Origin of the sequence: Acinetobacter sp. C26M, from assembly GCF_023702675.1 — a bacterium.
GTDB lineage: Bacteria > Pseudomonadota > Gammaproteobacteria > Pseudomonadales > Moraxellaceae > Acinetobacter.
This window is the reverse complement of the sequence record NZ_CP098478.1, coordinates 2585568-2604958: the sequence shown is the minus strand read 5'-3', so window position 1 is coordinate 2604958 and position 19391 is coordinate 2585568. Positions and strand designations below refer to the sequence as shown.

Here is a 19391-nt window from a genome sequence, read left to right as displayed (position 1 = left end):
AAACTCAGAACAAGACTTAAAGAATTTGAATAACTTATAGCATAAAAGCATGTTAAAAAATGTATGTTTGCTGTAGGAACAGTGGAGAAAGTGTGGCTTTAAATTTTCAGAATATGAAACACCACAGTGCTTTAATGAAATTATGCCTCACTTGAATGTGGTCTTGTAGCTAAAAGATTTAAAATAGATCAATCTAATTTTAGTATTACGATAAGAATAGATGAAGCTGCAAGAGCAGTATTCTGAATGAGCAGCATAAATAACAATGCGAGAAAACATAAAATATCTATAAGCGCAGAAGCAATAACCCGTAATTTCTCAGAAGCTGCTGAAGATTTGAACGTAGCAGGTGTGGTTCGTTGTGATGCAATTGAGCCTTTATCAGAAGGATTTTGGGGGATTCGTAGTCCAGCCAATATCATCCATATGGTGCGTGAGCTCGATGCTTGGTAGCTATGCTTTGAAAGGCGTTTTATGGGTAGGTTTAAGTAGGATGTGGTTTTAAACGACTTGATATTTAAAACCACATTGGATTTTACCAGTGATTAACCTTCAAAGTTAAGGACTTCATCACATACTGATTTTTGTTCAGCTTTATCCACTTCTGATGCTGCTTCACGTGCATCTTTTAGCAAAGATTTAAATTCAGCATCTTTCTGTAAGCTGTCTAAAGAAGCAGATTTGTCAGAATAATTACTTAAATATGAACCGATCATTTTTTTGATGTTTTGGTCAAATTTAGCATTTTTACCAATCAAGTTAGGACACATTTCGACAAGCACTTGTGCATTGGCGATATCATCTTTAATCAATGCATCTGCTTCTTTTACAGAAACCGCTTCATCAGCAAAAACATTGGGTGCTGCTAAAAGTGTGAAACTCACCCCAAAAATTCGAATGAAATTAGATAAATGTCTCATGGTTGTATAAATTTCTAATACGATGAAGTCATAAATATATATAATTTAAGGAATAATTCAAATGGAAAAACTGTTGAGTAATCTCGCTTTATTGACATGGTCACTGATGCTTAGAGTATAAATTATGTGCGACTCGCCCCTGATTTTTTGATCTATATAGAATGAATTCTGTGTTTTGTACTCACTCGGTTAAGGTTAAACTTGACAGGTGTGTCACCACTGCCTAAGTTTCATGCCTTAATTTGAAGTATTTTAGCCTTTATTTAATAGATGCTATGGCCGAAAATACCTACAGTCCTAATAGAGAATAGATTCTAGTGAATATTTTGATCGCAAATGATGATGGTGTATTTGCACCTGGACTACAAGCTTTAGCGCAAGCGTTAAGACCTTTAGGTCGAGTGGTTGTAGTGGCGCCAGAAAGTGAGCGAAGTGGTTATTCGAGTGCTTTGACACTTGATCGCCCTTTGCGTCCTATACAAATTTCTGAAGATGTCTGGGCAGTCAATGGAACGCCTGCGGACTGCGTCTATTTATCTATGAATGGGCTATTTGATTTCGAATTTGATTTAGTGGTCAGCGGTATCAATAGTGGTGCAAATCTTGGTGATGACGTTTTATATTCAGGTACAGTGGGCGCAGCTTTTGAAGGGCGCTTGATGAAGCATCCTGCGATTGCAGTTTCTTTAGCTGGATCAAACGTACGTGCTTATGAACACCCACAGCATTATGCAGTGGCAGCGCAATGGGTGCATGATTTTATCGCGAAAGGACTTCCTGTTTTGCCGCCTCGTCATATCTTTAATATCAACATTCCAGATGTCGAACAGATTAAAGGGGCGCAGGTGACCTACCAAGGACGCCGTGCACAATCGAAGCCAATTAGTAGCCATGTTGATCCGCGAGGTCGTCAAGTCTACTGGATAGGGTTGGCGGGTGAGGCAATTACAGAACCGCAGGCAATGTCGAGTGAGATTCAATCTGACTTCTTTGCTGTTTCGAATGGTTATGTCAGCATTACACCAATCCAGATGGATGCAACCAATTATGCCGTGCTTGAAAATTTACATGCTCATGTAAATGGTTAGCCGTATGAATGTTATAACTTTGTGAATATAGAAAGTGAGAACTCGTTTTTTCTCACTTTTTTGGTACTCTTAGGCGCAAATGTAATAATGAATTAAGGTTTTTTTCGATGAGGGCGAAGATGCACTTAAACCATGTCTCAGTTTTTCTATCACAGAAAATGATTAAAACAATCGTTTTGTCTATGGCGGTTGCAACAGTGGCAGTTATGACGGGTTGTGCATCTAAACCGCAAGTCAATGGTGGGACGCGTTATGTGCAAGCACCAAACTATTATACGGTTCGCTCTGGTGATACTTTAAGTGCGATTTCGAATCGTTACGGGTTAAATTACTTGGATGTTGCAGCGCTGAATGGTATTGCGGCACCTTATCGAATTTACGTCAATCAGTCTTTACGTCTAAAAGGTTCTGTAGCTCAGCGTACAACCTCTACTCAAGCAATGACACAAACTACACCAATTCAACGTCAAAGTATTAACCTGCCGACTCAGCAGCCTGTTGCCCCAAAAACACAACCTGTCGTGCCGAGACCTGTTGTTCCAGTTGTACCTGTGAATCCATCTACGACCTTGGCATCGAGTTTACGTTGGGTGAAACCATCGAATGGACCAATTATTCAAAGCTACAATATGGCGAGTAATGTAAAAGGAACACGTTATGGCGGTAATGAAGGGGATCCAATCTTCGCAGCAGCAAATGGGCAAGTAGTCTATGCGGCAGATGGTCTAAAAGAGTACGGTAACCTTGTTTTAGTCAAACATATCGATGGTTATATCACGGCTTATGCACATAACAGCAAAATGTTAGTGAAGAGTGGTGATACTGTGACTGCGGGACAAAAAATTGCAGAAATGGGTTCATCGGGTGCTTCACGTGTCATGATGGAGTTCCAAGTCCGCTTAGATGGAAAACCTGTGAATCCAGTCACAGTTTTACCAAATTAACCTTAAGATTATTAACAATATTTCAATTATTTATTAATAATCCCCTAGTGCGTAAATAGACTTCCTTGTATACTGAAATTAGATTGCTTTCATTAGAACAATAAGCATATTAATAAATTAAGGTAAGAGGGAAGTCTATGCTAGATCAATTGCGTGCAATGGGGGTCTTTGCCTGTGTTGTGGAAAAAAGCTCTTTTAGTGGAGCAGCAAGAGACTTAGGAATTACAACCAGTGCAGTCAGTCAACAAATCCGTTCTTTAGAACAAGAAATGGATGTCACATTACTCCATCGTTCAACTCGAAAACTCAGTCTCACTGAAGCAGGACAGGCATTCTTTTTAAGTTGCCAAGAAATGTTGGCTGCAGCTGAACGCGGCAAAATCCGCATCAATGAATTACGGGATGACCTTGTCGGGGATTTACGTATTGCTACTACACCAGAGTTGGGGGCATTACATGTTATTCCTGCACTTTCGCATTGGATGTCAGCGCACAAAGGCTTGGCAATCCATTTTGAGGCCGATCACCGTTATATTGATTTAATTGAAGAGCGTATTGATATTGCAATTCGTATGAGTCTGAAAGTTGATGATCATCAATTAGCAGCTGTACCTTTAGCTCGTGTCGATCAGGTGTTGGTGGCTTCGCCAAGCTATCTCAACCAAGCTCAGCCAATTACACGTCCAGAAGATTTACGTCACCATGAATTACTTCCAATCACGTTAATGCAAGGTTATCAGCATTTTGCATTTCGTCATGGCACCAGTGGCGAGGTCGTCAATGTGGATATGAAATCACGTTTAGGTACCAATAATGTCTTTGTCGCAAAATCACTATGCCAACAAGGGCATGGCGTAGCACGTATTTTATATATGGATATTCAAAAAGAATTGATTAATGGTTCTTTAGTTGAAGTGTTACCAGATTGGCAATTACCTGCGTATACCTTGCATGCTTTGACATCTAAGCGTGAACAATATCCAATGAAAGTGCATCGCTGTATTGATGCGCTGAAACAATATTTTGCTCAACTTCCTGGTGGGCGCTCCTTACAGGGCGTAGCCTAATTAAAAAGCCATGTTCCGAAGAACATGGCTTTTTTCGTTGCTCTATTTTCGCTTCTTTTTGCCAAGTGGCTTTAAGCTCTTCGCTTCAACCGCTGTTTCTTCAGCGGTTTTCGATGTAACTTCATCCTTTTTGGTCTTTTTACGTTTTTTCTTTTTCTTTGGCTCATCATCTTCAACTGCTTCACCGTCTTCAATTGCTTGCCAATATTCAAGTTGCTCCATCACCGCAGCATAGATTGAGTTTTTGCTATAGCGACCTTTTTTGTCGAGTGTTCCGACTGGACGCGCCATTAAAATTTCTAAGGCTTGATCAATGGTATCAATCGCATGAACATGGAATTGTCCTGCTTGTACAGCATCGCTTACATCCTGACGTAACATCAAGTGCTGCATATTTTGACGTGGGATGATGACACCTTGTTTGCCAGTTAAGCCCTGTAGTTTACAAGCGTCATAGAAGCCTTCAATTTTTGCATTGACACCACCAATCGGCTGTACTTGACCTAACTGGTTCATCGATCCTGTAATTGCCCAAGATTGGTCAATTGGGATTTGACAAATCGCTGAGATAAGCGCTGAAAGTTCTGCTACCGTGGCACTATCACCATCGACTTGACCATAACTTTGTTCAAACGCTAAAGCAGCAGAGAAGTGTAGAATTTGCTCACGACCAAAATGTGCTTTCAAGAAACTCGACATGAGCAATACGCCTTTAGCGTGCAGAGAACCACCAAGTTCTACGCTACGCTCAATATCAAGGATATCTCCACCACCTTGATAGACTGAAGCAGTAAGGCGAGATGGTAATCCAAATTCGACATCTGCATAGTGAATCACGGATAGGGCATTGATTTGACCAAGACGGTGTCCTGATGTCTCAATAAGCTGTGTTCCACGAGACAGATCCTGCCAATATAGTTCACGTAAATAGCCTAAGCGATATTGACGATGATGTAAGGCTTGATTGACATGTTGGTCTGTGACGATCTTATCATCCGCTTTAAATGCATGATGATGCGCCTCGCGAATTAAATCACCTAATGTCGAGGCATGTAATGATAGCGAACTTTGATCTTCCGCTTGGCGACTTGAATCAGTAAGTAAAGCCGCGAGCGCAGAGCGATCAAATGGAAGAAGTTTATCTGCTTGCACATAATCTGCAATCAACTGCATATACGCTTGTTCATTACTGTCATTACGTTGTAATGTGTCGGTAAAGTCTGCACGGATTTTAAAGACACTGCCTAACTCTGGCTCAAGCTCTAAAATTTCATAATAAATTTCAGGTTCAGCCAATAAAATGACTTTAATATCAAGCGGAACAGAAGCAGGCTCAATAGAAATACTTCCTGTTAAGGTTAGCATGTGTTCTAGAGATGAGAGCTTAAGTTGTCCTGATTTTAAGGCACGTTTTAAACCTTGCCATGCATATGGCTGCTCAAGTAACTGTTCAGCCTCAAGCATGAGAAAGCCACCATTGGCTTGATGTAATGACCCTGGGCGAATCAAGGTGAAATCGGTGGTAATCGTACCATTATGCGTTAACTGCTCAACGTGACCCAATAAGTTATAGTGAGTTGGAAAGTCCTCAAAAATAACTGGCGCACCGCTATTAGGTTTATTGGCAACAATTACATTGGCCTGATAGCGTGAAGGAACACGGTTAAATAAGGCAGGGGTAAAGTCATCTTCTTCTTGCTCTAAAATCAACTCAACATTATCAATAATGTCTTCGGCATAATGTTTTAGGAACAAATCTAAGCCTTTTACCTCTTTATTCTTATTTAGGATTGACTCAATGCGTGGCATAACGACTTGAGTGGCAATATCTCGATTGAGGTTCGAAACTTGGTCGCGTGCATCATCTTCTAAATCACCTAAGTGTAAACCTAGGCGCTCTAGCTTTTTCTCCATATAGCGAATATTGGAATTAATTTCTGTACGCTCTTTGGTTGGGAGTGCATTGAGTTCATTTTGTGTTAATTCATGATATTCATCATTGCGCAATTGCATTGCTATAAAGACATGTTTGTCATTGCGAGAAACTAATTTTAAATCAAGTTCTTCACCTTCTTTGGTAAGTTCAACCAAAGCTTGCTGCTGTACATCTCCTGTATCTTGGCGAATACGTTCGATACGGTTGTGATAGCTTTCTGCACTAAAACGGCGTTCTAACTGTTTTAAAATGATTTGCCATGCTTGTTGCAATGCGTTTTGGAATTTGGTGCCTTGGCCCGCAGGAAAGTGCAGCGCGATTGGCTGTCTTGGATTTTTGAAATTATTAACATAGACCCAATCGTGAGGCGTTGGCATGGTTTTGGCGTGTTGCTGTAGCAAACGCTTGATCATTGTACGTTTACCCAGCCCAGCCGTACCAACAGCAAAAATATTATAGCCTGAGTAAGGGAGTGAAATACCTGCTTCAACAGAGGCACGTGCACGGTCTTGCCCTAAAAAATTATTGAGCGGTTTGATGCGTTTGGTCGAACTTGGTATTTCAGCTAAGTCTGGAATATGAGTGAGTTGGTCTGCACGTAGTGCGGTTTTAATCAGTGTTGCTTGTATGTCCGTCTGTTCAAATGCGCTTGGTAAAGAGTTTATATTTGCGGTGATAGTGTTTGTTGGTGTTAATGATAAAGTTGTTGCAGTCATTTGATCGAGTTTTTGGGTCACTGTTGCTATCCAACAAATAAACTAAAGTTGAGTAATTAAAGGTATACAGTTTTAGCCCTAAAGATCAAGCGAACTTGTGTTTTTTATCGACAAAACAAAAGAATGATTGCATAAAGCAACTTGCAAGCAAGGGCAAGAAACGATTGAATAAGCACATTCACGCATGTTCATGGAAAATAATAACCAATGACAACTCAAGCCTCTGGTTGGGCTTCGGCATTTAAAGCATTTTTAGATCGCCGTGCTCTGATTATGTTATTTCTTGGTTTCTCTGCGGGGATTCCAATTTTATTGATTTTTTCTAGCTTATCGTTATGGCTAGGCGAGGCTGGTATTGATAAAAGTGCGGTCACTTTTTTTAGTTGGGCCGCGTTAGGTTATTCCTTTAAATTCGTTTGGGCACCGTTAATTGATGAATTACCTGTGCCTTTTTTAACCAAAAGCTTAGGTCGTCGCCGTGCTTGGTTGCTGATTGCACAATGTTTAATTATCTGTGCAATTTGTATCATGGCTTTTTCAGATCCAGCGCTTGGACAAAGCTATTTAATCCAAATGGCCTTTGGTGCAGTTTTACTGGGCTTCTCAGCTGCAACACAAGATATTGTGATCGATGCCTATCGTATTGAGTTGGCTGAAACTGAAATGCAAACAGTATTGGCTTCAACATACAATGCGGGCTACCGCATCGGGATGATTGTTGCAGGTGCGGGTGCATTATTCTTAGCGGCCTATTTAGGCACAGCTAAAGGCAACTACATTTATGAAGCTTGGAAATATACTTATTTAAGCATGGCCGCAGTGATGGTGGTGGGTATTATTACCACTTTATGTGTTCGTGAACCGCAAGTGAATCGCGTTTATAAACATTATAAAACCACGGATTACTACCGTTTGGTATTTGTATTCTTTATCGCGGTCGCAACTTTTGTGGTGAGCTATATCTATTCGGGTAATGTGACAGAAGCCATTGCCAAGGCAGCAGCAATTAAAGACACAGCTGCATTATTTGGTTTAGAAGCGCTGCGCTTTTTAACTGCAACTGCATCTGCCTTATTGATCGGTTTTGCGCTGGTTAAAATAGGTGTGGTGAATCAGCAAATGGCGAAAGAAACATGGGTCGCACCGATTCTAGATTTCTTTAAACGCTATGGGGTGAAACTGGCTCTCGTTTTATTGCTGTTAATTGGCTTCTTCCGTATCTCTGACATTATTGCAGGGGTAATTTCAAATGTGTTTTATCAAGATCTAAATTTTAGTAAAGAGCAGATTGCTGAAGCAGTCAAAATTTATGGTGTTTTATTCAGTTTGATTGGTGGCTTCTTAGGTGGTCTATTGGCACAACGCATGAACATTATGAAACTTATGTTCGTGGGTGCAGTATTAGCAAGCTCAACCAATTTGATCTTTATTGGGTTGGTGAAGTCTGGCAAACCATTGGATCAAGTTGAAGTCCAAGTGGGTGCTCAGCATTATCAGGTTCAAACTGATGAGGTGGGATATTGGAAGTTACAAGTCCCAAATGAAGCCTTAGCCAAAGCACACACAATTCAGGTGAGTACCCAGTATCAAAACCAAGCTGACACTAGGGTTCAATTAGAAGTTCCTTATTTGGTAGGCATTCAGCAAGCTCAGATTCAATTGCTACCAATGAGTGGTAATGATCAACTCACACCGAAAGAGCTAAAACAAAGTCTGGTAATCAAAGGTCAATTAGCGGGGGTAAAAGCTGAAGAGTTGAATGCAGAACGCCCAGTTGTTTTAACCTTAGACGGACAGGAGTTTGTGGCGAAAGTTGATCAAAATGGCTTATTCACGGGTGTGATAGATGGCAAAATTTTGCAGGCATCACCGACCAAGACCATTACGGCTTTGGCCAATTTAAACAGCAATACGGGCAGTGAATTGTTGGCAACCCGACAATATCGTGTCGATACTGCATCTCATGCTGAGACAGATTTAAATGTGGATATTCAACCGATTGCTGTGGTTGACCCAGCTCAACAAGGTACAGTTGAATTGTCTGGTAAAGTGATTAAAAGTTATAGTTCGTTATGGTTATATTTGGCCATTATTGTAGACAATTTGGCTTCTGGTTTAGCTGGTGCGGCATTTATTGCCTTCTTATCAAGTTTAACCAGCGTATCATTTACCGCAGTTCAATATGCGATTTTCAGTTCATTGATGACTTTAACGCCAAAATTATTGGGTGGTTATTCAGGAACAATTGTCAGCAATATCGGTTATCCAAATTTCTTTTTAATGACGACTTTAATTGGTATCCCAATTTTAGTTTTAGTGGTATGGGTCGCGAAACTGTTACGCGATCATGAAAACCAAACAACTCAACAGACAGGTGAATAACTATGCGCATGTTACATACGATGCTACGAGTAGGTAATTTAGAACAATCTTTGAAGTTCTACACTGAGGTACTTGGTATGAAATTGCTACGCCAACGTGATTATGAAGAAGGGCGTTTTACTTTGGCTTTTGTTGGCTACGGTGATGAAGAAAACAACACCGTGCTTGAGCTTACCCATAACTGGGATACAGCTAGCTATGATTTAGGTAATGCCTATGGTCATATCGCAATTGGTGTTGACGATGCCTATAAAGCATGTGAAGAAATCAAAGCACGTGGTGGAAAAGTAGTACGTGAAGCTGGTCCAATGAAGGGTGGTGTAACGGTAATTGCTTTTGTTGAAGATCCAGATGGTTATAAAGTTGAGTTGATTCAACAAGATCAACACGCACGTAATAACTAATCTTTGGTCTAGTTAGTCCAAGATTTCTAAGCTAAAGCCCTAGCTTTATTTATAGAGCCCAGTATGATGATGCGATCAAATGATCAACAACATCATATTGGGCTTTATAATTTAAGTGAGTAGATAGGGATAAGTTATGTTGAAGCAACTGGCAGTGGACCGCTTTACAATATTATTAATTGCAATGGTGTTACTGGCGACTTTTTTACCAGTCTCAGGTCAGATTGCACATTATTTTAATATTCTAACCACGGTCGCAATTGCAGTACTGTTCTTTTTGCATGGGGCTAAGTTATCACGTGAAGCTGTCGTTGAAGGCATGCTGCATTGGAAAATGCATGCTCTGGTATTTGCTTTTACTTTTGTGATTTTCCCTGCGATTGGATTGCTGGCTAAACCTGTATTGGAACCATTACTCGGACAGCAGTTGTATTGGGGTTTTCTGTTTATGTGCTTCTTGCCATCGACAGTGCAATCTTCAATTGCATTTACTTCGATGGCAAAGGGCAATGTTGCTGCTGCTGTGTGTAGCGCATCTTTCTCCAATATTATCGGGATGTTTATTACTCCGATTTTGGTGAGCTATTTTATTTTAGGACAAAGTCAACATGGTTTTGATCCGACCACATCGATTATTCAAATCACCTTGTTACTACTGGTACCTTTTATTTTAGGACAATTATTACGTCCTTATGTTTTCCCTTATATGGTCAAAGTACCAAGTATCGTTAAAGCTTTCGATCAGGGATCGATCTTAATGGTGGTCTATGGTGCATTTAGTGGTGCTGTGGTGGCAGGTTTATGGCATCAGGTCAGTGGATTAACTTTGCTGTATTTAGTGCTTGCATGTTCAGTTTTATTGACCATTGTGATGTTGCTTGCTTTGTATATCCCTAAGTGGTTGGGTTTTAATCATGCTGATCAAGTGACGATTTTCTTTTGTAGCTCAAAGAAAACTCTTGCGAGCGGGGTACCGATGGCACAAATTCTCTTTATTGGACAGCCTTTGGGCATGATCGTACTGCCGATTATGATTTTTCATCAAATTCAGTTAATGGTCTGCGGCATGATTGCGAATCGTTGGTCAAAATCAAATCAGGAATAGTTCGCAAAATTTAATTTTTTGGCGTATAATCTTCCGCACTTGTTGGCTTTGCTCTGACCGTTGGAGTCTCGGTGAGTCAAAAGAAATGGTCTGTTGTGGTGTTGATCTGCAAGTGTGAAAACACTTTGCTTTCCTCAAATTGAGAGTGATCAATTGCGATAACAGCTTAAGCCTTTCTTACTAAATAGGAGCATCGACCATGCGCGCCGATATTCACCCTAAATACGAAAACTTAGTTGCTACTTGTTCATGTGGTAACGTAATCGAAACTCGTTCTGCTCTTGGTAAAGAAACTATTTACCTTGACGTATGTTCAGCTTGCCACCCATTCTATACTGGTAAACAAAAGAATGTGGATACAGGCGGCCGTATCGACAAATTTAAACAACGTTTCTCTGGTATGTCACGTTCTGTTAAACGTTAATATCAAGAAAGAAAAAAACGGGCTATATGCCCGTTTTTTTGTGCCTACACTTTTATCTAAGAGGTATGTAGGCTGCGATGTACAAGACCTTATTGGTCCTGTACATCGGTTAAACGATCGAGTTTTTTCTGGAAATAGTTACCTTGTAAGAAGCGGGCTTCAACATTCCATGCATTTGCAAACAAGTTCATGTCATTTAGTTCCATCAAGAAGATTTCTACAGGCTTTTGACCAATAAAATGCAGGATTTTTTCTTGTAAGTTTGCCATATCTTTTTCAGAGGCAAGCATTTTGGTTAATTTGCCGTGAAGACTCAAATATTGAGCATCAATCTGTTGCAACATAGAGTCACTATAGAGTGAATCACCGAAACCACGAATTGAAACTTCTGCACCATGTTGGCGGAGTAAGGCAATCTGTGGTTGTGCTTGCGACAGATTTTGTTGTAGTGCTTGTTCAGAGAATTGCAATATTAATGGGTGTGCTTGTTTGCTACCAATAATGGTGAGTAATTTAGCAACCAGTTCTGGTAGTTTTTTATCGTTCAATAAGACGTGATGGTTCAAATTAACAATCAGTTTGGCTTTTGGATATTGCGTGATGAAGTTATGTAATTGCTTGCAGGCTTCTACCAAAATCCAGCGATCAAGTTGAACAGAGAGCTCGACATCATCTTTAAGATCAGCAAAATCACTTAAATCTTGCCATTGATTGTTGTGGATGAATCCACCAGAAACCTCATAAGTATGTGTATGTTGATCCTGTTTATCATAGAGTTGCTGATATTTAAGATGAATATCACCAGTATCCAGTTTTTGTTTAAGCTCTTGCAGTAGGCTTAACTGAACTTTTGTTGGAATATGTTCAGTTGTTAAACCAATATCGGTATCAATTTTTGGGCTGTTGAATACTGGTAAAGCTGCAGTGAATGCTTTACTCAAAACTTGCTCAAAAACCGCTTCGTCTGGAATGGCTTTTGCAAGTTCGCAATAACCCAATTTAAGATGCAAAGGGAAGGTGTGCTGAGCTGTTGTTAAAAGTTGTGGTTTCTGTAAGCTGTTTAAACCGATCAATAGTGAATTTAAAACACTGTTTGACTCAGCTTGGAATAAAGCGACATATAGGGTGCTGTCAATTGAATAGACAGGCACATTCACTTGTTCTTTGATGAAGTTCTGAATGTTGGCAAAATACGCTTTTGTAGTCTGCCAATCAGTTTGGAAAACTTCATTTGGGCAACTACTTAAACTAAACAGCACAACCGCATTGGCATTGGCTGGATGATTGGTGAGTTGTCGATTAATCTGTTGTACGGTGCTGTTTAGGCTTGAAGCTTTTTCGGTTGTAGTAATCGCTGTTGCTGTTGTTATGGTTGCCGGTGTTGATGTTCCACATTCAATATTCAGTTGGATTTCATCTTCATTACCTGAAGGTAAAAACTCAATATGTAATGGGTTATTCTTCACGGTTGGATTTTGCGTACGAAGCTCAAACCGTCCTTGTTCGAATTGACCTTGAGAAATCTTTTTAAAACGCAGTTTAAACTGACTTAAGTCTTCAGGTTGCAAAACATCAAGAATGGGTAAACCAACTAACTCATCTTCACTACTAAAACCAAAGAGATTGGCATATTCAGTATTCACACTCAGATGAATACCTTCTTGTAAAATAGCAACCGCTTTATGGGTTTCTGCAACGAGTGACTGTGCTTGAGACTGCGCTGCTTCTAATTCATTCAAAAGGCGATGTTCAGCTTGTACCAAACGACTATAAGATAGTGCTCGGATCATGCTGATATAGAATGTTTCAGGAACTTTAAGATTCAATACATCATAAATGCCTTTATGAATATAGGTCTGATATTGATCTTTGTTATAGTCATCAGGTTCTAAGAATAATACAGGCAAGCTTGGTTGTGATGAAGCCTGAATTAAAGAAAGAGTTTGTTCTATTTTTAGATCATAAGCGCGACCAAAAACGACGATATCCCATGGCAGATTCAGCTGCTTTTCAAATGTTTTAAGGTCATCTAATAAAGTGGCGTGAATTTGATGATCTTGTGCCTTAAAGATCGCGGCAATTTGATTATAACGAAGTTGATTGTCGTCAATAATTAGTAAACGGGTTTCTGTCCGTTTGAGTTTCTTAGACAGTAAAGAATTTCTCACTTCAATGCTTCCCATAAATCTTGATCAATTGTGTCCATATTTTTTTGTGCCATATATTTTTGAAGAACAGGATGTTCCTCATCATTTAGCAGTTCAAATTCAAATTGAACAAAACTCTGGGTAATTAATTGTGCGTTTAATAAATACACTTTGACTTCCTCTTTCCCCAATCTTAAATGAACAGCTTGGTGTTCTCTAAAAATTTGTGAACCTGGTAAAATTAACGTTGTTTTTGTTTCATCCAAATTTTGGTTTTTTAATAAAAGTGTTGGATGATAGTTGCTTACATGTCGGTCAGCCTGTATGCGAACAGCACAAGGGAAAATCTCTTGTGCTAATACTTCTAAGCCGAGCTCCAGACTTTTCTCGCTCGATTGTTTGAGCCAACGAATTACACCTCCACGCCAATGCCCATGTGATGTTTCTTTGACTAAAATATATTCGCCAGTTCTCAAGTTTTTGGGTGCTTCTCCAGACCACTTAATACGATAGCCGTTCACACTGATATCTAAAATATCAGCTTGATAAACTGCTTTGCTTTCACGGCTTAACCGCTGAATTGCCGATTCTTGGTTGTCGGAAGCACTCTTTTTGTCCCAGGCAGACATAAACTTTGATTCGTTTTGCAGACCATAACTATGGTCGAGCAATAAAGTCTCTGCGAAATTCTTAGCTTTTGATAGATAAAAATGGGCAGTCAGTAAACCAAAGCAAATATGCAACTGAGCTGAGTATTCATAACGCTCATGACGACGTTCAGCAGTTGTCCCTAAAATGGTCTGCACATGAAATTTCAGTGCTGGCGTTAAATATATTTTTTCGTTCTTAGAAATGTATTCAGCATTTTTATGCAACGTTGCCGTAACATGATCAAGTAGGCTATGTGTACTGATAAAAATATTTGGGTTAAAGCCAGAGCTTTGTTTCTTATTATAAATCGGTGGATGATCTTTAGTGGTATCGACTACGTACTTAGTTAAATCAGTTTCTTTCGATAAAATTTGAACCATTTTGGCCCAATCAAAACTACACTGGAATAAAGCTTGAATTTCAGATTGACGGATTTGATTGGTATTAAAAATATCCATCAAAATCAATTGTGCGTAAGCTTGGGTAATATTGCTGATAGAACTTGGTTTGCCTTGAGTCTGATCCAAGTTGTTATGCTGATATTTATGCATGACTGCTGCATCATAGAGTTGATGAGCAATTAACCATTGTCCAGCAACGGGTTCGCTATACAGCATGTGTTGTTGATACAGTAATTGAGTCAGTTGTTGTAATGACTGGAATGTCGCTAAGGTTCTGGCAGTTTGCAGATTCTTTTTTTGATTAAGTGCGAAAATTGAAAACTTCTGTTGATCAAGTTGGTCATTACTACGGCGTACGATATTGATATAGATTGCCGCAAAGTAACAACGTAATAACATTGCGAGTTCAATAATATGTTCATTCCGATCTGAGCTAATCACACCTTGATTGAAAAAGTTTTTCTCTAAACTACCTAAAACGTTTTCAATCGTCGGATGTAATACTTGAACTAAATCAAATCTTAAAGTTTCAGAGCACTCTAATTCACTCAATTCTAATAGGGCAGCAAACAATGCTTTAGAAGTATCACCCAACTGCATAATTGATAGGTTTGAGATCCATTCATTCAAACTTTTTGAATTGGTATCACAAAAACTCAGTTTGTCTCTTGTTAAGACCGTTGGAATTTGGAAAATATCCGAAAAAGCATTATTCATCATTGTGTTATCAATCTCAGAACGTTTGAATCCCAAAAAGCGGTGTTTTATTTTTTTCGCCCGCAATTTCCCTAACGAGTTTTGGGACGAGGTATCCTGGCAAACTCGCTAATACATCACTGTATATTTGATCTATCTCTGAAGATCTTATATCAAAATGCTGAGCACCTTTGACTTTATCTAAAACATGAAGGTAATAGGGCATTACTCTTGCTTCAAATAAACGGCTACTCAATTCATTTAAAGTTTCTGCAGAATCGTTCACACCTTTGAGTAAAACTGCCTGATTGAGGACGGTTATATGGTGGAGCGATAACTGTAGCAACTTCGAGCAGGTGAAATCATCGAGTTCAGCTGCGTGGTTTGAGTGTACCACTACTACAATGCGTAGCCTACTGTTTTTTAATATAGAAATCAGCTCATCGTCAATCCGGTTGGGGATTACAATCGGAACACGTGAATGAATTCTCAATATCTTAATCTGAGGGAGAGATGCTAGACGTTCTAGCCATAAAGAAATTTTTCGATTATTTAAAGTGAGTGGATCACCGCCACTTAAAATCACTTCATTGATTTGTGGGTTTTGCTCAATATACTGTTTTATATTGATCCAGTCGTCATTCTTCGGGAGATTCTCTTGATACGGAAAATGACGACGGAAACAATAGCGACAGTGAATCGCGCATGCACCCGTTAAGGTCAATAAAAACCGTGATTGATATTTATGTAATACACCTGCCATTTGATTAGCGGCTTCTTCACCTAAGGGGTCAGTGACAAATTCAGGATGTTCTTCCAATTCTAGGTGATGTGGTAGGACTTGGAGCAATAGCGGATCTAACGGATCACCAATGTTCATTTTTCCGACGAATGCACGTGGAACGCGCAATTTAAACTGTTCAGAAGCGAGGATTGCCCCTGATAATAGCTGATCGGTAGATAACTCAAGCAGATTTAACAGCTCTAAGGGATCAGTAATTAGGTCACTGAGTTGCGATTGCCAGTTTTGCTCTTGATGTAAATAGTTTATCATGCCATACGTTAAAAATAGTGTTAGTGTCACACCTGTGCGTGTAGTCTAGCATTAATAGATTTGAGTTTTAAGTTTGGAGTGCGCCTTTCATGGCCTATTATTCTACAAATGATTTTAAAGCAGGCCTTAAGGTTATGCTTGATGGCAACCCATGTTCAATCATGGAAAATGAATATGTAAAACCAGGTAAAGGTCAAGCGTTTAACCGTGTGAAACTACGTAACCTTCGCTCTGGTAAAGTATTAGAAAAAACATTTAAATCAGGTGACTCTTTAGAAGCAGCTGATATTGTAGAAGTTGAAATGGATTACCTCTACAACGATGGCGAAATGTGGAACTTCATGGATCCTGTATCTTTCGAGCAAATCGCTGCTGACAAAACAGCAATGGGCGATGCTGCGAAATGGTTAAAAGACGATTCTAATGAAAAATGTACGATCATGTTATTCAATGGCGTACCTTTGAACGTAAACCCACCAAACTTCGTTGTGTTGAAAATTATTGAAACTGATCCAGGCGTACGTGGTGATACTTCTGGTGGTGGCGGTAAACCAGCGAAGCTTGAAACAGGTGCTGTGGTACGTGTTCCATTATTCGTACAGCAAGAAGAAAGTGTTCGTGTAGACACGCGTACAGGTGACTACCTAGAGCGTGCATAATTGTAAATGAGTGGCTAAGCTACTCAAGATATACAATTATCGAAGGGATGATTAAACAATCATCCCTTTTTATATGCCAAAGTATTAGATAAATAATTGAAGCTAGAAGGTAAACTTACAAAGATATTTCTTCTACAGAAAATATGGAAAGGGAAATCTAATAGGGTTTGCTGACATTTTTTGTTGCCACTGCATTATCTTGCGTAGCTGTAATCGCTACTCATTATTTAGAATAGCTAAATTGCATAAGACTGCTTTGTGTCCTCTAAAAATGTTCTCTGTCGCAATGAGAGCTATAGCTCGTAAAGTGAGATGTCAACAGACCCTAACCACGCTTTATGTATTTGAGAGGTTTTGAATGGAGACAACACAAGCAAAGTCAACACTTCCCTCGAAACTCCTATGGAGTTTGGTTGCCATTGTTGGGGCAATTTCATTTGGGATATTGGCGGTTAGTCGTGGTGAGCATGTTAATGCGGTCTGGTTAGTTCTTGCCGCGGTCTGTGTATATAGCATTGCATATCGGTTCTATAGTTTATTTATTGCAAACAAAGTTTTTGAATTAAATCCTAAACGGTTAACCCCAGCTCATCGTCTCGCAGATGGTCTGGATTATGTTCCTACCAATAAATTTGTTCTATTCGGTCATCACTTTGCCGCGATTGCTGGTGCAGGGCCGTTAGTTGGTCCAATTCTCGCAGCGCAAATGGGCTACTTACCTGGAACTATCTGGCTTTTAGTCGGTGTGGTGATTGCAGGTGCTGTACAAGATTTTCTGGTTTTATTTATCTCCACACGTCGTGATGGTCGCTCTCTAGGCGAAATGGCCAAACAAGAACTCGGTACTTTTGCCGGTGTGATTGTCATGCTCGGTACGTTGGGTGTGATGATCATTATCCTTGCAGTACTCGCATTGGTCGTCGTCAAAGCATTAGCGCATAGTCCATGGGGTGTGTTCAGTATTGCTGCAACAATTCCAATCGCCTTATTCATGGGCGTGTATATGCGTTATCTACGTCCAGGGAAAATTGCTGAAGTATCGATTATTGGCTTTGTGCTGATGATGGCGGCAATTGTATATGGTGGGGACGTTGCAAAAGATCCATATTGGGGGCAGCTATTTACCCTCAGTGGTACTCAATTGACATGGGCCTTAATTATTTATGGTTTTATCGCCTCAGTTTTACCTGTTTGGTTGTTATTAGCACCGCGTGACTACTTATCAACTTTCCTTAAAATTGGTGTGATTGCAGGTTTGGCTATCGGTATTATCTTTGCGATGCCTGATTTGAAAATGCCTGCAATAACCCATTTTGTTGATGGTACGGGCCCAGTATTTGCGGGTAGTTTATTTCCTTTCTTATTTATCACCATTGCCTGTGGTGCGATTTCAGGCTTCCATGCCTTGGTTGCATCAGGTACGACACCGAAATTGGTCGATAACGAAGTCAATATTCGTATGATCGGTTATGGCGGTATGTTGATGGAATCATTCGTCGGTATCATGGCAATGATCTGTGCAACAGTACTCGATCCAGGCATTTACTTCGCAATTAATGCGCCAGCAGCAGTTTTAGGGACCTCGGTAGAGACTGCTGCGGAAGCCGTGCGTAATCTCGGTTTCGTGGTGAGTCCAGAAATGTTGACCTTATTGGCTCAGGAAGTCGGTGAGAGTTCAATCCTGTCTCGTACAGGTGGTGCGCCTACATTTGCAATTGGTATGGCACATATCATTTCAGAGATTTTTAACAACCGCTCAATGATGGCATTTTGGTATCACTTTGCGATTCTGTTTGAAGCATTATTTATTTTAACTGCAGTAGATGCGGGTACACGCGCTTGCCGTTTCATGGTGCAAGATACAGTGGGTATCGTGGTTCCAGCGATTAAACAATCAAGTTCATTCTTTGGGAACTTGGTTGGGACCTTTGTCGCGGTGGCAGGTTGGGGATTCTTCGTCTATCAAGGTGTGGTTGACCCATTAGGTGGGATTAACTCCTTGTGGCCGTTATTTGGTATTGGTAACCAAATCTTGGCATCTATGGCTTTGATCTTGGGTACAGTCATTCTATTCAAGATGAAGAAAGAGAAGTATGTTTGGGTCACCATTGTCCCGACGATTTTCTTGTTCATTACTTCAATGACAGCAGGCTGGCAAAAGATTTTTCATGAAAATCCAAAAATTGGCTTCCTTGCACAAGCGAATCGTTTCTCGGATGCAATTGCGCGTGGTGAGGTGCTTGCACCAGCCAAGACCATTGCTGAAATGCAAACCATTGTGATGTCGAATCAGATCAATGCTGCACTGTGTGGCTTCTTTATGATTGTTGCGATTGTGATGATCATTGCTTCGATTGGTATTGTACGCAGAGCATTGGCGAGTCCAACACCAACAGTGAACGAGGCACCAGCAGTTTATTCAGAAACCCCGATGACTGCGAATAGCATCAAAGGAGAGTAGCAATGGATTTTAAAATTGCTCGACAAGGCAGTGCGGTGATTGTGAAGATTATTAAATTCACTATCATGTCGCAAAAACATTTGCTTTTATCACCGAAAAATTGGTCGCGTATTGCTGTGTTATGGCAGCGTTTGCAGCAGAGTTTTCGGTTGATGGTCGGTGTGCCAGATTATGAAACTTATGTGCAGCATATGAAAGCGCATCATCCTGATCTAACCCCGATGGATGCAAAGACTTTTTATCGACATTGTATCGATGCACGTTATCCTTCTGCGGGTGGCAATATGAAAAAATGCCCTTGCTAGAAATCAATTGATTTCGTTGAAAAAAAACCAA

Annotated in this window: 16 protein-coding genes; 11 read left to right on the top strand and 5 right to left on the bottom strand. The window is 40.0% G+C overall.

Annotation, left to right across the window (positions count from 1 at the left end; translation table 11 throughout):
• Positions 1 to 246 precede the first annotated feature (246 nt).
• A complete protein-coding gene (locus tag NDN11_RS11950; protein ID WP_251111572.1) occupies positions 247 to 453 on the top strand; it encodes a hypothetical protein in 207 nt (68 codons plus the stop codon).
• 92 nt (positions 454 to 545) lie between these two features.
• Here NDN11_RS11950 and NDN11_RS11945 read toward each other — a convergent pair whose 3' ends face one another.
• Positions 546 to 920: an MCR_0457 family protein gene (locus tag NDN11_RS11945; RefSeq protein ID WP_251109764.1), complete on the bottom strand. Its 375-nt coding sequence runs from the start codon at positions 918 to 920 to the stop codon at positions 546 to 548.
• A gap of 317 nt (positions 921 to 1237) precedes the next feature.
• Here NDN11_RS11945 and surE point away from each other — a divergent pair, with 317 nt between their 5' ends.
• The 3 genes from surE to NDN11_RS11930 all read left to right on the top strand — a co-directional run bounded on the left by surE (position 1238) and on the right by NDN11_RS11930 (position 4019).
• Complete coding sequence (gene surE / locus NDN11_RS11940; RefSeq protein WP_167249197.1) at positions 1238 to 2008, top strand: 5'/3'-nucleotidase SurE; 771 nt, start codon at positions 1238 to 1240, stop codon at positions 2006 to 2008.
• A gap of 119 nt (positions 2009 to 2127) precedes the next feature.
• On the top strand, positions 2128 to 2952 hold the full coding sequence (locus NDN11_RS11935) for a peptidoglycan DD-metalloendopeptidase family protein (RefSeq protein WP_167249199.1): 825 nt from the start codon (positions 2128 to 2130) through the stop codon (positions 2950 to 2952).
• A gap of 137 nt (positions 2953 to 3089) precedes the next feature.
• A complete protein-coding gene (locus NDN11_RS11930; protein ID WP_004808267.1) occupies positions 3090 to 4019 on the top strand; it encodes a LysR family transcriptional regulator in 930 nt (309 codons plus the stop codon).
• A gap of 42 nt (positions 4020 to 4061) precedes the next feature.
• Here NDN11_RS11930 and NDN11_RS11925 read toward each other — a convergent pair whose 3' ends face one another.
• Positions 4062 to 6692 (bottom strand): Lon protease family protein, encoded by a 2631-nt coding sequence (locus tag NDN11_RS11925; RefSeq protein ID WP_251109763.1) that lies wholly within the window; start codon positions 6690 to 6692, stop codon positions 4062 to 4064.
• A gap of 186 nt (positions 6693 to 6878) precedes the next feature.
• On the opposite strand from NDN11_RS11925, the gene NDN11_RS11920 reads away from it, so the two are divergent.
• The 4 genes from NDN11_RS11920 (at position 6879) to rpmE (ending at position 10986) form a co-directional block, all read left to right on the top strand.
• Entirely contained in the window at positions 6879 to 9053 is a 2175-nt protein-coding gene (locus NDN11_RS11920) for an AmpG family muropeptide MFS transporter (protein WP_251109762.1), read from the top strand.
• A gap of 2 nt (positions 9054 to 9055) precedes the next feature.
• Entirely contained in the window at positions 9056 to 9457 is a 402-nt protein-coding gene (gene gloA / locus NDN11_RS11915; protein ID WP_167249205.1) for a lactoylglutathione lyase, read from the top strand.
• Between the two features lie 136 nt (positions 9458 to 9593).
• Positions 9594 to 10562: a bile acid:sodium symporter family protein gene (locus tag NDN11_RS11910; RefSeq protein ID WP_251109761.1), complete on the top strand. Its 969-nt coding sequence runs from the start codon at positions 9594 to 9596 to the stop codon at positions 10560 to 10562.
• A gap of 199 nt (positions 10563 to 10761) precedes the next feature.
• On the top strand, positions 10762 to 10986 hold the full coding sequence (gene rpmE / locus NDN11_RS11905) for a 50S ribosomal protein L31 (protein ID WP_004808257.1): 225 nt from the start codon (positions 10762 to 10764) through the stop codon (positions 10984 to 10986).
• An 89-nt stretch (positions 10987 to 11075) separates the two neighbouring features.
• Here the strand turns inward: rpmE and NDN11_RS11900 are convergent, their stop codons facing one another.
• From NDN11_RS11900 to epmB, 3 genes are read right to left on the bottom strand one after another with little or no spacing between them, the layout of a single operon-like run.
• Entirely contained in the window at positions 11076 to 13169 is a 2094-nt protein-coding gene (locus NDN11_RS11900; RefSeq protein ID WP_251109760.1) for an EAL domain-containing protein, read from the bottom strand.
• Positions 13151 to 14905: a cyclic-di-GMP receptor FimW-related protein gene (locus tag NDN11_RS11895; RefSeq protein ID WP_167249211.1), complete on the bottom strand. Its 1755-nt coding sequence runs from the start codon at positions 14903 to 14905 to the stop codon at positions 13151 to 13153. The genes NDN11_RS11900 and NDN11_RS11895 overlap by 19 nt, the downstream gene beginning before the upstream one ends.
• 13 nt (positions 14906 to 14918) lie before the next feature.
• Positions 14919 to 15935 carry an EF-P beta-lysylation protein EpmB gene (gene epmB / locus NDN11_RS11890; RefSeq protein ID WP_167249213.1) on the bottom strand — a complete coding sequence of 339 codons (1017 nt, stop codon included), beginning with the start codon at positions 15933 to 15935 and terminating at the stop codon, positions 14919 to 14921.
• Between the two features lie 89 nt (positions 15936 to 16024).
• Here epmB and efp point away from each other — a divergent pair, with 89 nt between their 5' ends.
• The 3 genes from efp (at position 16025) to NDN11_RS11875 (ending at position 19360) form a co-directional block, all read left to right on the top strand.
• Positions 16025 to 16594 (top strand): elongation factor P, encoded by a 570-nt coding sequence (efp, locus tag NDN11_RS11885; RefSeq protein WP_004808248.1) that lies wholly within the window; start codon positions 16025 to 16027, stop codon positions 16592 to 16594.
• A 358-nt stretch (positions 16595 to 16952) separates the two neighbouring features.
• The gene (locus NDN11_RS11880) at positions 16953 to 19055 is read left to right on the top strand and encodes a carbon starvation CstA family protein (protein ID WP_167249215.1); all 2103 of its coding nucleotides are present in this window, start codon (positions 16953 to 16955) and stop codon (positions 19053 to 19055) included.
• Between the two features lie 2 nt (positions 19056 to 19057).
• A complete protein-coding gene (locus NDN11_RS11875; RefSeq protein WP_004770453.1) occupies positions 19058 to 19360 on the top strand; it encodes a YbdD/YjiX family protein in 303 nt (100 codons plus the stop codon).
• The last annotated feature ends 31 nt before the right edge of the window (positions 19361 to 19391 follow it).